Raw genomic sequence first — 13968 nt, forward strand, 5'->3', positions numbered from 1 at the left:
TTGGCGCAAATCTAAATGTTTCCGATAGCATCTGGAATAGGAGTTTTACCATTTATCAATTCAATCACCTTTTGATGGGTGTTTGGCTTGTCCAATATTTCTACCAGAGCCGTGGCCACATCTGTTCTACTAATAGAGCTATCTGAATAGTCTTTAAGTTTTTCAGCGGCTTGTACACTTCCTGTCCCACTATCATTTTTAAGCATCCCCGGTCTTACAATGGTATAATCCAAGCCACTTTGTACCAGATGCTGGTCAGCCGAAGATTTGGCTAATAGATATGGACGTAATTCCTCAGGCCCACTTTCAGGATTATCCGTCCCTATAGAGCTTACAATTAGATAGCGTCTTACATTATGTTTTACCGCTTCATCAATAGTTTTTTTGGCCCCTCTATTATCTATAGCCTCAGTTTTATCCACACCAGTACCAGCTCCACTTCCGGCTGCAAAAATTACAGCATCTAGCTTTTCACCAAAAGCAGGGCTTAGATCTCCTTCCAAATCTGCCACCACGGCCTTCACATTTTTTCCTTCCACATTAGATCGCTGTTCCTCCTTTCGTACCATTGCTAAAACCTGATGGTTGTGGTCAGCTAGTTTCTTTACTACTTTATTGCCTATTTGGCCATTTGCTCCTACTACTAATACTTTCATTTTTTCTATTTAGTGTTAAACTTACTTCTCTGTTTTGTACTACGGACTATTGCATAGTATCCATTATCGGATCTTCATCTGAATCCATTTCTGACTTACTATTGATATTATCCTTTAACTCCTCATCTATAGGAATGTTTGGCTCATCAACCTCCGTTTCGTCTGCCGGAGCTTCTAGTTTGTCCTCATTAGCTTTTACTTCTTCTGTACCTTGCATGCATGAAGCTAATCCAAAGCATACTAATGTTGCCATTAAGACCATTTTTATCGTTTTCATAATGCTAATGTTTAATATTTAAGCTGTTAACATTCGTTATGACAAAATGTTCTTTGATGAGGGAGTTGTATAAAAAAGTAAACGCGATTTCGGAAAATCCAAAATCGCGTTTTACAAGCGTTCGAGTGAGAAAGATTATTTAACCAACCTTTAAGTATTTATGAATATCCTTTTCAGGATCTTCATCACGTAGCATTTTTCCTCGACTAATTTCCAGAGTCTTAGCTTCATTTTGAAGAAAATCGCGTACAATGTTGGTAACGTTAATTAATGAGTTAGAGTTTTTCATGACCAGTTTTGAGTTTTTGAGTGAGTAATTAATTGTAGAGAATTACAAATGGATTGTTATAACCCTCCAAGGTTTTTTACCTGCTGAGTAATCCGTTGATAATTTTCTACTATCTCTTTACTATTTGGCATTGCACCTCCCGTATTTTCTTGAAGGTATTGCCGAACAGAAAGAGCCACTTTAATGGCTTTTGATACGTCATTCATATTAATGTTTCATGGTTTAGAGTGATGACAAAAATGAAAAATTTATTTACAACTCAACAGTATCTACGAGGCTAAATACCTTATTGGATGGACGTTGACTAATAAAAAATCAGCAAACCATGTGGGCTTGGATAGCTATAAAATGAAACTGCTTGCCTTAAAGCACCAGATGATTAAAAAGGCTCTTTCAGGATGTTAGCCTCTTTAAATGGAGAAAAAGTTATAATGAATTGGAGGTATGGAATACTGGTGTTTTTTCTACAGAAAAAAAATGACTTTTTTTCAAAAAAAATGGAGGTCTCTTCTGAAAAGAGCCTCCATTCAACAATTCAAACGTTATTTCTAGGTTTTCGCTTACATCGGAAATGTCTGAAGCGCCTTGTTATAAGCACTTTCAAAAGCTAGCATATTTACGTTTCCGGCTACTTTCTTCTCTTGTGCAAAAGACAGAAGTTTTTCCATCGGCATATTTCCTACCAAATCGTCAGCGGCCATTGGGCAGCCCCCAAAACCTTTTATAGCGCCATCAAATCTGCGGCAGCCATTATCGTAAGCTGATTTTACCTTTTCATGCCAGGATTCAGGTGTGGTATGCAAATGAGCCCCAAACTCCACCTCTGGTAATGCTGGAATAAGATTGGAAAACAGATAGCTAATACTCTCAGGATTTGATGTTCCAATAGTATCGGAAAGAGATAAAATGCGAACGCCCATTTCAGCTAGTCTACGGCTCCACTTCTCTACTATTTCTACATTCCAGGGTTCATCGTAAGGATTTCCAAATCCCATGGAAATGTAAACCACCAACTCTTTATTTTGCTTGGCGCAAATATTAATCAGCTCACCAACCAAAGCTTCAGATTCAGCTATCGACTTATTGGTATTACGCTTTTGGAAAACTTCTGAAATAGAAAAAGGGTAACCTAAATAAGTGATTTCATCAAATTGGACAGCCTCTTCTGCCCCACGCTGATTTGCCACAATAGCTAAAAGCTTAGAAGTAGTTTTATCCAGCTCCAAGCCGTTTAAAACGTCAACAGTATCCTTGAGCTGAGGAATGGCTTTGGGCGAAACAAAACTTCCAAAATCTATAGTGTCAAACCCTACACGAAGTATAGAATTGATGTAATCAATTTTTTGAGAAGTAGGAATAAACTCGTGGATGCCCTGCATAGCATCGCGGGGACATTCCACAAGTTTTAATGTTTTATCAGAATTCACTGGTTTCTATTTTTTGCCTTTAAACAGAATTGCTTTCGCCTAAACTAGTTTTTAGCTGGAATACGTTTCAAAGCTTCTTGTAAATATCCCCAGAACTTTTGAACTGAAGAAATACAAACTCTCTCATCAGGTGAATGTGCACCTCTAATGGTTGGCCCAAAGGAAATCATCTCTAAATTAGGATAATGCTGACCTAAAAGTCCACACTCCAAACCTGCATGACAAGCCAAAACGTCCGGTTGTTCGCCAAAAAGCTCAGCGTACAAATCCTTCATCATACCAAGCATCCTTGCGTTTGGGTCAAGTTTCCAACCTGGGTAAGAACCGCTGTGTTCCACATTTGCTCCAATCAACTTAAATGGTGCAGCTACAGCAAAAGCTAAATCCCACTTGGCAGACTCACGGTCGCTGCGAGTAAGACATTTCACTTCCATTTTACCATCTTGTAACAACACGCGAGCTAGGTTATTTGATGTCTCCACTAAGTCTTCCACATCAGGGCTCATGCGTCTTATTCCATCCTGGCAAGCCTGTATAGCGTATAAAAATTTCTTCTGGTCAGCCTCGTTCATAAAGTTTCCGGAGCGGACTTCAGAAGAAGCGTATTCAATCTTCGCTTTAGGATCGGTGGTGGCAAATTCCTTGGTAAGGTCAACAATGAGGTTGTCCCAAAAGTGCTGCACTGATTCTACTTTTTCATGCTTTACAGCAACTATAGCGCTTGCCTCGCGAGGAATAGCATTGCGCAAACCACCGCCATCAAAACTCTGGATGCGTAAACCAAATGCTTCGTGAGTTCCTAAAAGCATACGATTCAAAATCTTATTGGCGTTACCCAATCCTTTGATAATGTCCATACCACTGTGGCCACCGCTCAATCCACTCACACTTACCTTATAAGCTGCGTAGTCTCCAGTAAGCGGCTCTTCAGTGTAAGTCCAATCTATGTTACTATCTACACCACCGGCACAACCAATGCTGAGCTCATCATCTTCCTCAGTATCTAAGTTTAAAAGGATTTCTCCTTTCAGCCAGTTGTGCTTTAAGTGCATGGCACCGGTCATTCCAGCTTCCTCATCTACTGTAAAAAGAGCTTCAATAGCTGGGTGAGCAATATCTGTAGATGAAAGCACCGCCATGATAGCCGCTACTCCCATTCCATTATCCGCACCAAGCGTGGTGCCCTTTGCTTTTACCCAGTCTCCATCTATGTAGGATTGAATTCCCTGCGTGTCAAAATCAAAATCGGTATCCGCATTTTTTTGGTGAACCATGTCCACATGCGCCTGCATTATAATAGGCTTGCGATTTTCCATTCCCGCAGTAGCGGCCTTTTTTATTACCAAGTTTCCTATATCATCCTTCTCAAAAGGTAAATCAAGGCTGCGGGCAAATCCTTCCATAAAGGCAATTACACGCTCCTCTTTTTTAGATGCTCTTGGTACAGCATTCAAATCTTCAAAATGATTCCAAACAGACTTTGGTTCCAACTGTCTTACTTCGGTACTCATACTCCTAATTTATCAGTCACAGTGTGACTATTCGTTTTACTTATTTCCTAAAATGATTGGCATTCCATCTTTACCACTTCCAATAATCACCGTTTTACTATTTGGTGATTCGGCCAATTTCAATGTGGCTTCAATTCCTTTTTCTTTCAAAATATTTTCTGAAAGTGAGGAGTTAATAATACGGTTTGCCGTAGCCTTACCTTCAGCTTCAATCTCTTGACGCTGTGCTTCTTTTTTCGCTTGTTGCAGCTTAAACTCATACTCCAATGAAGCCTGCTCTTGCTCAAGCTTACGCTCAATGGCTGCTTTAAGATTTTGCGGAAGCTCCACTTCTCTAATCAAAACTGCGTCAAGCAGAAGGTTTTTTTCTTTCATCCCAACCTCTGTACGCTGAAAAATCTCATCTTGAATAGATTCTCTTTTTGATGAATACAGCTCTTCCGGCAAATATTTACCAATAACCTCACGTGTGGCCGAGCGTATTTCGGGAACAATAATTTGCTCATGATAATCCGGGCCAATCTCATTGTGAAGATATCCTACCTTACTTTCTAATGGCTTATAGCGATAGGAAAGTTCAGCAATAATGGTCAATCCATTTTTACTCAAAACCTGCATCTTGCTTACCGATTCCTTGATTCTCACATCATAAATGAAAACCTTATCCCAAGGCCACTTTACGTGAAATCCCTGACCATAAATATTTTCTTTATCCAAACCTCCCTGAAACTTACGGAACATGATTCCTTTCTCCCCTGTGTTTACCGTATAGGTAAAGGAATTCCAAGCCAAGACCACCACCACAAAGGCGATAAATCCGGCTACAATTAATGCTGTCTTCTTTTGATTCATAATTTTATTCTTGTTTTAATAATTGCCAAAATATTTTCTCAAAGCCCATTCGATAGTCAGAAATAGGACAAATAATGCAAATAGCCATTTTTCGTTTATCAAGCTGTCGGTAGAGGTTTCTTCATAAGTGTACGTGGTAGCCTTGGTATTGGCAATCAAGTTTTCTGTTAAAGCTTCCATTTGTGAAGCATTGTAAAACTTCCCTCCACTTTCGGTGGAAATCTTGCGTAAAACGTGATGACGCGCTACACCATCCGCTTGTTCCAAATAGCTTTTTTCAACCAGTACACTGCCTTGGCGGCTAAATGTTTCATCGCCCAAAGTTACCGTGCTTTTATAGTTATACAAGCCTTCCGGCAAACGGCCAGCATTTAGGCTGTAGGTATTTTGGTCTTTGGCAAAGCTAAACTCGTACTCCGAGGCATTCTCAGCGGTAAAAGTTATTTTTAAATCCGGCTCATTGGTAAGCTCCAGCGAGCGATTGTAAAGACGCGCTTCTGCTCTAAGTTGCTCCCCCTGCTCCACTCTATCCGGCATGTCCACTACAAACCTTTGCCTGCGGGCATCGGTTGTTAGGTATTGTACCGTTTTAGAAATCAGTCGGTCAAAAGCCTCGTGGTTTTCAGTTTCCTTAAAATCATAAATACGCCAGCGCCAGATTCCTGTTCCCAGAATAACTGCTTGTCGCTGATTTTCTTCCTGAGTAAAAAACCATAGCGGTGAGTTTGTGGCCACTCTACCTATCTTTTTGGTAAACAAACTATAAATAGGCTTTTTGGAAAAAATTTCACCAAAAGGAGAATTTAAAGGCGGCATTTCATCCAGCTGCAGCTGATATTGGTCGTCAGTATTAAAAAGATTGAAACCAGAACCCGCCACAGGATAAACTTCTTCAAAAGAGCCACTCTCGGTACGTAAACCGGTAAGCTTTGCAAATGCATCAGCAGAAGTATTGGAACCATAAATTATCCAAACTGGCTTTTTACTTTCACTGAATTTGTCCAAAATCACAGAAGAAGGATCGTGCAAAATGTACAAATCGGCATCACCTATATTGCCATCCCAATCTTTCTGAATCATCGTTTTCACCTCATAACGCTCCAAAGTTTTAAGTGATTGGTTGAGCGCCCCAATGTCAGGATGAGGGCCGTAGCCAATGATGCTGATTTTCTTTTTATTGTCCAGCACTTCTACTGAAAATACAGCGGTGTTATTGGTAATATTCACTTCCCCGGAAACGGGACCAACACTTACCGTGTAGCGCTGCACACCAGCCTTTTCAGCTTTTATGAAAAAGTTTACCCGCTCAAAATAATCCTGTGAACCAATACTTAGTTTCTTGGAAAAAACTGTACTTCCATTGGCGGACTTTACGGTAAGTTCATAAGGTAAGCCTTCCAATTGGCGAGCTCGCAAATAAAGCTCTACCGGCATTTTATTATTTAGGTAACTCACCTTATTGCTGATCACCCTTTCTATAAAAAGATCCTTTTGCAGAGTGGTGTCACCATAACCAACCGTGTAAATTGGGTAAGCCAATCCGCTGGCTACATACGATGGATTTCCACCACGGTTTCCTATCCCATCCGAATGAAGCACCACCGCACCTACATTCTGGTTATAATATTTTTCAGAAGCCTCCTGAAGCGCTTCGTATAAATCTGTGCTCAGCCCATTAAATGAATCGCTGGGCTCGGTGAGCTTATCGCTAAAGTCGAAATACTGAATGTCGTATTTGCTGCTAAGCGAAGAAGGAATCTTAAAGTTGTTGAGATTTTCAATCACCGCTGCGCTATCATTTGCGCTAAGCATAGATGAAGAGTGGTCTTCGAGCCAAACTAAAATTGGCTTTTCCTCTCTTGTTTTGGTAGACTTTAAAAGAGGAGAAAGAAGGAGAAAGCCCAAAAAGAAAAGCGTAAGAAACCTAAACACAGAAAGGATTTTACGCTGATTGGGTGTAAACATCTTACCTCGAAAATAGAGCAACCAAGTTGCCAATGCTGCCACCCCGGCAATAGGGATAAGCCACAAAAGAGAATTTTCAAGGATTATTTCTGTCATATAGTTTTCGTAAAAGCAGATGATTCCACTTCATATCTTTTGGTTCTCGACTCCGCTCGAACAGACACTTATCAAGAAACCAACAATCGTATTATAAAATATTCTCGACTCCGACCAAAGAGGCAAACGATAGACGTGTGCCCGTTCGAGCGAAGTCGAGAACAATTTGTTTTTAGGTCAACATTCCGCCATCAACGTTCATTACCTGTCCGGTAACGTAAGCTGATAAGTCAGAAGCTAAGAAAAGACAAGCATTTGCTACATCCTCAGGTGTACCACCTCTTTTCAAAGGAATAGCATCTCTCCAACCTTGAACAGTTTTCTCGTCAAGTTTTCCGGTCATTTCAGTTTCGATAAAACCTGGAGCAATAGCATTGCAACGGATGTTTCTTGAACCTAGCTCCAAAGCGATAGACTTAGTAAAGCCAATAATTCCGGCTTTTGAAGCTGCATAATTTGATTGTCCGGCATTACCCTTTACTCCTACTACAGAGCTAATGTTGATAATAGAACCGCTGCGCTGCTTAAGCATGGTACGCTGTACGGTTTTGGTAAGGTTGAATACAGACTTCAAGTTGATTTGAACCACTTTGTCAAAATCCTCTTCCGTCATACGCATCAAAAGATTGTCGCGAGTAACACCAGCATTGTTGATTACAATATCAATACTACCAAAATCTTCAAGTACACTATTTACAAGCTCTTCGGCTGATGCATACACTGAAGCATCGCTGCGGTAGCCCTTTACTTTTACTCCTTTAGAGCTCAATTCTTTTTCAAAAGCCTCGGCTGCTTCTACACTTGAGAGGTAGGTAAAAGCTACATTGGCGCCATTATCGGCAAAAACTTCGGCTATACCTTTCCCAATTCCTTTGGAGGCGCCAGTAATAATTGCTGTTTTTCCTTGCAGTAATTTCATCGGTTATTTTTTTGATTCTCACCACTTTCGAAATCCGGTTTCCCCATTTGCCGCAAGGCTAGCGGGCATTTCCCAAATCATCCAAAATAGGTTGCCCAAAGATATAATTACATTTTACACTGAGAGGGATTCCAAATTGGAAGATTAGATGATTGTCGCACAAGCCTAAACTCCCCAATAGTCCTACAATTTTATGTTTTATTTTTGTCAAGCATCCTTTACTGCCAATAAAGTGTCATTAAGTAAATACCCAAAAACATAAAACCATGAAAAAAGCCTTATTCCTTTTTATTACCGCTATTAGCTTATCGAGCTCCGCGCAGGTTGTGGATCCACTGAGTCAGTTTTTCAACAACTCCTTTTTTCCAAACATTGTGGTCCATGATTCTATTACGGTTTCAGCAGATTCTGGAAGTCAATTTAGTGCTATAGCTACAGGCTACCAGCATTATTTTGTAAATGGTAAAATAGATACCTTAACCATAACCCAGAGTAACATGGTAGCGGCTCAATACAAAGGTGTTACCACCCACGATTTTAATAAGACCACCATTGCCGGCTATAACAACATCCAACAAGACAGCATTGACAAGATTGTTTTCATCTTAGATAAGCAGTACCGTGACAGCGCTGTTTCTTATTATGCTTATCAAAATGGCCAATTTGAACAACTCTTTGAAGCTCGTATAAACTACGCTCCCAGCGGAGAAGCTAGTGTGATTGATATTTATGCAAACCTGGGTACAGGATCTATTAAAATTGGTGACTATAAATACTTCTATAAACAAGGACTTTTAGATAGTCTCTTTTACACAGTAAGCCTGGGTGGTCAAGATGATGGATACTTTAAATACAACTATGACCCTGCTAATAGTGGCCGATTGCTTACCATGGACGGATTTCAGGATGTGGATAATGACGGTGAACTGGATTTAGTTCAGCGTTTTATTTGCACAAGCAATCAACTAAATCAAATTATAGAAATCACAGAGTTGAGTGCCGACAATAATCTCAACCTTATTTTGGCTGGTGAATTTCGTTTTGACAAGCAAACAAACAGCACTATATCTCTAAAAGAACTTACCGCCACCAAAGTAAGTTTGTACCCCAACCCTACTTCAGATTACCTCTTGGTAGATTATAACCCCAAAGAACTAAAGGAGTACCAGATTTTTGATATTAACGGAAAACCTGTACAGCAAGGAACCCTGAGCGAAAAGCTTGATGTAAGGCTTTTGCCTAAAGGTGCTTTTCAAATTTTGCTTGATGGCAAATCAAAATCCTCAGCTACTTTTATAAAAGAGTAAAACCCAGTAGATATACTTGTACAAAACCTCGGATTTCCGGGGTTTTGTGTTTTAAGAGGTTGTGGGAATATTTATCTTTCGAGAAATATCACAAAAATTATATAATAGATATAACGGGAGTTCCCGTTAGCCACTAGTTAGCAAATATTAAAGAATGACGAAGCTATTAATACCCCTAGTTTGTTTCATTTTGTTTTCATGCACGCATGAAAGTGATAAGAATGAATCCCTAAATATTGAATTAAGTCGGTTAGAAAAAAACGTTGGAATTCCTTCAGTTCCTGATCAAACTATCACAGAGCGTCTTAAAGCAATTAACTCAAGATTCATAAAATATGGGACAACATCATCCGTCCTTGTTTTACCAGAAAAGGAAGTCTATAATCAAAAAGACACCGTAAGAGTTTTAATTTGTTACATGAAGCACACCTTAAAGTCTGAACGCTATACCGAAATTGTTTTAAATGATTCTATACACTTTACGATCGAGGACGAGCCAAAAAATGGAATTTTTGAATTTGAAACAGTGGACTTTAAATCTGGTCCTAACAAGTTGAAGGGAAAGGTAGTCGAATCCATTCTGGGAGATACCGCTTATTATGAAAACACTATACTGGTAAAATAAACACATTTGCTAACAAAACCTATACGCAATGCGGGCTGAAGGAATAACCGAAGGGTCTCGTCCCCTATCCCGCCAAAGCTCCGCTTTGGTATTTTATTATGATTAAGTTTAAAATCCAAAATCGCAGCTTTGGCTTGCTAACGAGCACTATTGAAAACTACCGCTTTTCAATCCCACACTGCGCATAGCCGGGCCGTTACCAGACGTAAAGAAAAAAATGCCGCCATAAAGGACTACAAAGATTTTTTTGTACAAATTTCAAAGTCTTGAAAACCACCAAAATGAACTTAGAACAAAACAAGAAAAACGCCATAGCCTTTTATAAAACTGCTTATTTGGGCAAACCAAAAGAAGCGATTGAGAAATATGTGGGCAAGGAGTACATTCAGCACAACCCGGATGTAGCCAATGGCACGCAGGGTTTTATAGACTATTTTGAAAGGATGCAAAAAGAATATCCGGACAAGTCAATTGAGTTTGTACGCTGTATTGCTGAGGGCGATTTAGTGGCTTTGCACACCCACCAAACCTGGCCGGGTAATGACCAATATGTAACTATGGACTTTTTTAGGTTTGATGATAATGGAAAGATTTGCGAACATTGGGACAGCATTCAGCAAGTACCCAAAAACTCAGCTAATGGGAATAGTATGTATTAAAAGAGCTAGAATAAAATGTCCAGAAAAGAAATAACCAAACATTTCCTTACCCTATGCGCTAAGGGAGATTCGCGAGAAGCATTTAAACTATATGCCAGCGAAAACCTAAAACACCACAATGCCTACTTTAAAGGTGATGCTGAAACCCTGATGCTGGCCATGGAAGAATCGCACAAGCAAACACCCAACAAAGTTTTTGAAATACAGCGAGCGCTGGAAGATGGTGACACGGTGGCCGTACATTCGCGAATTGTGCAGGGAGATCAAGAACTGGCAGTAATGCATATCGCCAAATTTGAAGAAAACAAAATTGTAGAACTTTGGGATTTTGGTCAGGCAGTACCTAAAGACATCATAAATGAAAATGGAATGTTTTGACCAAAAAGTAGAAACCCTTTAAAATGAAAAACTTCCTACCTCTTCTGTTTCCTATGAGCTTGCTAATGGCTTGCTCCTCTCCCACTATTGAGGAAAACTCAAAAACTGAAACTCAGAATAATACCACTGAAAGCACAAAGATTATGAGAGACAATACGCCTAAAGTTACCGGTATAGGTGGAGTATTCTTCCGCACCAAAAACCCAAAAGAAACCCGCGAGTGGTATGGCAAACATTTGGGTTTGGCTATTAATGAATATGGCTCGTCATTTGAAACTCGAAATGCCAATAACCCTGACGAAATCAACTATACACAGTGGAGCCCCTTTGCTGAGGATACGGAGTATTTTGAGCCGTCAGAAAAAGAATTTATGATAAACTACCGTGTGCAAAATATTGAGGCATTAGTGGAAAAACTTCGCGATAGTGGAGTAACCATAGTGGATAGTATTGAAGAGTACGAGTATGGTAAGTTTGTCCATATTATGGATAATGATGGTAACAAGCTGGAGCTTTGGGAACCTGTAGATAAGGTGTTTACCGAAATGGGCGGAGAGACTACCAAGTAAATTTTATTGCCCATTAGTGTAAGTATGTATTCCACGCTTCTGCCCTTACATTCCCTTTTCCGATGGTTGGTTTTGCTGAGCCTGCTGTTTGCTATTTATCGCGCATTTACCGGCTGGAAGGGACAAAAACAATTTACCAAACTAGATAACTTTATCAGGCACACCACAGCCACCATCGTGCATATTCAAATGCTGCTGGGCTTAGTTCTTTACTTTATCAGTCCCATGGTAGAGTACTTTTTAGCTAATCTGCCAGAAGCCATGCATGAGCGTGAAATTCGGTTTTTCGGAATGGAACACATTACCATAATGATAATTGCTGTGGTGGTGATTACTATGGGTTCGGCTAAGTCCAAAAGAAAAGTTGATGACTTGGAGAAGTTTAAAACTATGGCCATTTGGTTTTCTATCGGATTATTTCTGATCCTAACATCTATACCATGGGAATTTTCACCACTTACTAGTCGTCCACACTTTAGAGGGTTTTAATATCCATACTACGTTCCTATTTTGAGTTTAATAGAAAAATAGAAGTCGCTGGAACAAGCTGAAAATTTAAATCAACTGTTTTTCTTAAGCAATCCAATACCGGATGAAAAGAAAATAACTCCAATGATAGCTAATGCCCAAGGGCTTATATTTACTAGGCTTTGCCCAAAAATACCTATGATGCCTACTACTAGAGATATGGCTCCAAGAATTGTAAAAATAAGTGAAAGTGCTTTTATCATAACGGTTAGTTTATAAGGCACTAACCATAGTTTTATGAAAATGTTGGAAGTAGCCCATATAAAGTCAAAATTAATTGCTGTAACTCCTAAGTAACTGGTTTCCTTACTTGGCTTGGCATCAAAAATTCGTTGCCTCAATCATATAATCTAAGGTTTTAAATCTTCCTTACTTTCGTCCATAGAAATTTGCATTTATTACCCAAGCAATATCTGCTTCCCATAAATTCTAAACATATCGCATGAAACTTTTTAAGGTCTCTCTTCTATTTATATCTCTCACACTTTTTAGTTGTGACAATGTTGAACCTACTATTTACAACAAAGTACTAACGCACGGAGAAATTGGTTTTAATATTTCCACTACTCCTGATGGTGGAGCTGTAAAACTCACCATTGCTCCTTTTGGTCTTTCTGTAGACAATACTCCCTTCATAAAAAATATAAGCGGAAAAGTTACCAATTCAGAAATTGGAGACATGAATGGTGATGGCTTCCCAGAACTTTTGGTGTACACCAAGGCAGGCGAGAATAATACTGGTAATGTTGAAGCTGTATTTACTAATGGAGGAAAATCTATTAGTTTGATATACTTCAGGCCGACTGCTGAAGACAGCAGAATAAGCACCGGGTACAATGGCCTTGATGAATTTAAAGTGATAGACAACCAGCTGCGCCAGCGCTTTCCAATTTATGAAAATGGAAAAGCTACAGGGCGTACTCGCCAAGCGATGTACTCATTTGAGAATGGTGAGGACATGGGCATTTTTAAACTTGAAAATGTAAGTGAGTATTAGCACCCCTAATTATTCCTTAAAGCTTTTATTAGTTCAGCTTTGGTCATTTTAGAACGCCCCCCTATGCCTACTTCTTTAGCTTTATCATAAAGTTCTTCTTTGGTTCTATCCTCATAATTTTCCGCCTTTCCTCCCTTTTTGCCAGAGTTTGGGTCATTTGCTATTCGAGCTGCCTTTTGCTTACTATAGCCTTCATCTCGTAAGGCTTCATATTGCTCGTCATTTTTTATAGATGGTCCGTGATTCTTAGCCATGGTTCTAAACTTTAATTTCTTCACTCTTTAACAGATAAAATCAAAGCATGTTTACAAAAGTCTTATGGTAAATCTTTTACATTTAAAGTTTACAATAATATCATAGCTCAATATTGAAAGTCCTGAAACCCTTATCATTCGTCCTACTATTTTCACGAAGACATGACCTAGATGTAGAATAACTGCTCCAAAAACGTAATATGAACAAAAACTATTGGCTATGAAAATCGACCCAGAAATACTGGAGTACAACAGAGCACAACCTGGGGAATATCAACAGGTTTGTGATATTCTATTTCGAGAAATAAGTGCAAACTTACCTGAAGCTGAAAACAAAATATGGCACGCCCATCCTGTTTGGTTTCTGGATAAAAACCCTATTGTGGGCTACAGTAAGCAAAAGAAAGGCATCCGGTTAATGTTTTGGAGTGGAGCCGACTTTGATGAAGATGACCTTTCCGAGAGAGGCAAGAAATTTAAAGATGCTTCCATTTTTTTCACTTCAGTAAAACAAATCAATGTGGATGATTTAATCCGGTGGATTCAAAAGTCTAGGGACATTCAATGGGATTATAAGAATCTTGTAAAAAGGAAAGGTGTTTTGGAGCGTTTGAAATAAAAGGCTTTCTCGAATAATGGCACAAAAAAAAGGCCGTGAA

General features: G+C 39.4%; 19 protein-coding genes. 8 read left to right on the forward strand and 11 right to left on the reverse strand.

The window, feature by feature from the left end:
- Positions 1-11: 11 nt before the first annotated feature.
- From OWEHO_RS03410 to fabG, 9 genes are all read right to left on the reverse strand, one after another.
- Positions 12-656: an SDR family oxidoreductase gene (locus OWEHO_RS03410; protein ID WP_014201064.1), complete on the reverse strand. Its 645-nt coding sequence runs from the start codon at positions 654-656 to the stop codon at positions 12-14.
- Between the two features lie 46 nt (positions 657-702).
- A complete protein-coding gene (locus tag OWEHO_RS18355; protein WP_014201065.1) occupies positions 703-909 on the reverse strand; it encodes a hypothetical protein in 207 nt (68 codons plus the stop codon).
- Between the two features lie 163 nt (positions 910-1072).
- Positions 1073-1222, reverse strand: coding sequence for a hypothetical protein (locus OWEHO_RS18450; RefSeq protein WP_014201066.1), 150 nt, complete (start codon positions 1220-1222; stop codon positions 1073-1075).
- Positions 1223-1278: 56 nt separating this feature from the next.
- Positions 1279-1428 carry a hypothetical protein gene (locus tag OWEHO_RS18455; RefSeq protein ID WP_014201067.1) on the reverse strand — a complete coding sequence of 50 codons (150 nt, stop codon included), beginning with the start codon at positions 1426-1428 and terminating at the stop codon, positions 1279-1281.
- 354 nt (positions 1429-1782) lie between these two features.
- Positions 1783-2601, reverse strand: a complete 819-nt coding sequence (locus OWEHO_RS03415) for a beta/alpha barrel domain-containing protein (RefSeq protein ID WP_052301166.1) — start codon at positions 2599-2601, stop codon at positions 1783-1785.
- 92 nt (positions 2602-2693) lie between these two features.
- Positions 2694-4160 carry an aminoacyl-histidine dipeptidase gene (locus OWEHO_RS03420; protein WP_014201069.1) on the reverse strand — a complete coding sequence of 489 codons (1467 nt, stop codon included), beginning with the start codon at positions 4158-4160 and terminating at the stop codon, positions 2694-2696.
- 36 nt (positions 4161-4196) lie between these two features.
- A complete protein-coding gene (locus OWEHO_RS03425) occupies positions 4197-5012 on the reverse strand; it encodes a prohibitin family protein (protein ID WP_014201070.1) in 816 nt (271 codons plus the stop codon).
- Positions 5013-5027: 15 nt separating this feature from the next.
- Positions 5028-7073: a vWA domain-containing protein gene (locus OWEHO_RS03430; RefSeq protein ID WP_014201071.1), complete on the reverse strand. Its 2046-nt coding sequence runs from the start codon at positions 7071-7073 to the stop codon at positions 5028-5030.
- 172 nt (positions 7074-7245) lie between these two features.
- Positions 7246-7992, reverse strand: a complete 747-nt coding sequence (gene fabG, locus OWEHO_RS03435) for a 3-oxoacyl-[acyl-carrier-protein] reductase (RefSeq protein WP_014201072.1) — start codon at positions 7990-7992, stop codon at positions 7246-7248.
- Positions 7993-8258: 266 nt separating this feature from the next.
- On the opposite strand from fabG, the gene OWEHO_RS03440 reads away from it, so the two are divergent.
- From OWEHO_RS03440 to OWEHO_RS03465, 6 genes are all read left to right on the forward strand, one after another.
- Positions 8259-9299, forward strand: a complete 1041-nt coding sequence (locus OWEHO_RS03440) for a T9SS type A sorting domain-containing protein (protein ID WP_014201073.1) — start codon at positions 8259-8261, stop codon at positions 9297-9299.
- Between the two features lie 154 nt (positions 9300-9453).
- Positions 9454-9924 carry a hypothetical protein gene (locus tag OWEHO_RS18360; RefSeq protein WP_014201074.1) on the forward strand — a complete coding sequence of 157 codons (471 nt, stop codon included), beginning with the start codon at positions 9454-9456 and terminating at the stop codon, positions 9922-9924.
- Between the two features lie 281 nt (positions 9925-10205).
- Positions 10206-10583 (forward strand): nuclear transport factor 2 family protein, encoded by a 378-nt coding sequence (locus OWEHO_RS03450; RefSeq protein WP_014201075.1) that lies wholly within the window; start codon positions 10206-10208, stop codon positions 10581-10583.
- A gap of 15 nt (positions 10584-10598) precedes the next feature.
- Positions 10599-10961: a nuclear transport factor 2 family protein gene (locus OWEHO_RS03455; RefSeq protein WP_014201076.1), complete on the forward strand. Its 363-nt coding sequence runs from the start codon at positions 10599-10601 to the stop codon at positions 10959-10961.
- A gap of 23 nt (positions 10962-10984) precedes the next feature.
- Positions 10985-11530 (forward strand): VOC family protein, encoded by a 546-nt coding sequence (locus tag OWEHO_RS03460; protein ID WP_014201077.1) that lies wholly within the window; start codon positions 10985-10987, stop codon positions 11528-11530.
- 24 nt (positions 11531-11554) lie between these two features.
- Positions 11555-12019: a hypothetical protein gene (locus tag OWEHO_RS03465; RefSeq protein WP_014201078.1), complete on the forward strand. Its 465-nt coding sequence runs from the start codon at positions 11555-11557 to the stop codon at positions 12017-12019.
- A 71-nt stretch (positions 12020-12090) separates the two neighbouring features.
- Here OWEHO_RS03465 and OWEHO_RS17775 read toward each other — a convergent pair whose 3' ends face one another.
- Positions 12091-12399, reverse strand: a complete 309-nt coding sequence (locus OWEHO_RS17775; RefSeq protein ID WP_014201079.1) for a hypothetical protein — start codon at positions 12397-12399, stop codon at positions 12091-12093.
- Between the two features lie 101 nt (positions 12400-12500).
- On the opposite strand from OWEHO_RS17775, the gene OWEHO_RS03475 reads away from it, so the two are divergent.
- Positions 12501-13055, forward strand: coding sequence for a hypothetical protein (locus tag OWEHO_RS03475; protein WP_014201080.1), 555 nt, complete (start codon positions 12501-12503; stop codon positions 13053-13055).
- A gap of 5 nt (positions 13056-13060) precedes the next feature.
- Here OWEHO_RS03475 and OWEHO_RS03480 read toward each other — a convergent pair whose 3' ends face one another.
- Complete coding sequence (locus OWEHO_RS03480) at positions 13061-13309, reverse strand: DUF7218 family protein (protein WP_014201081.1); 249 nt, start codon at positions 13307-13309, stop codon at positions 13061-13063.
- A gap of 220 nt (positions 13310-13529) precedes the next feature.
- Here OWEHO_RS03480 and OWEHO_RS03485 point away from each other — a divergent pair, with 220 nt between their 5' ends.
- Positions 13530-13928 (forward strand): DUF1801 domain-containing protein, encoded by a 399-nt coding sequence (locus tag OWEHO_RS03485; RefSeq protein WP_014201082.1) that lies wholly within the window; start codon positions 13530-13532, stop codon positions 13926-13928.
- Positions 13929-13968 lie beyond the last annotated feature (40 nt).

The organism is Owenweeksia hongkongensis DSM 17368 (assembly GCF_000236705.1).
In the GTDB taxonomy this organism is placed as follows: domain Bacteria; phylum Bacteroidota; class Bacteroidia; order Flavobacteriales; family Schleiferiaceae; genus Owenweeksia; species Owenweeksia hongkongensis.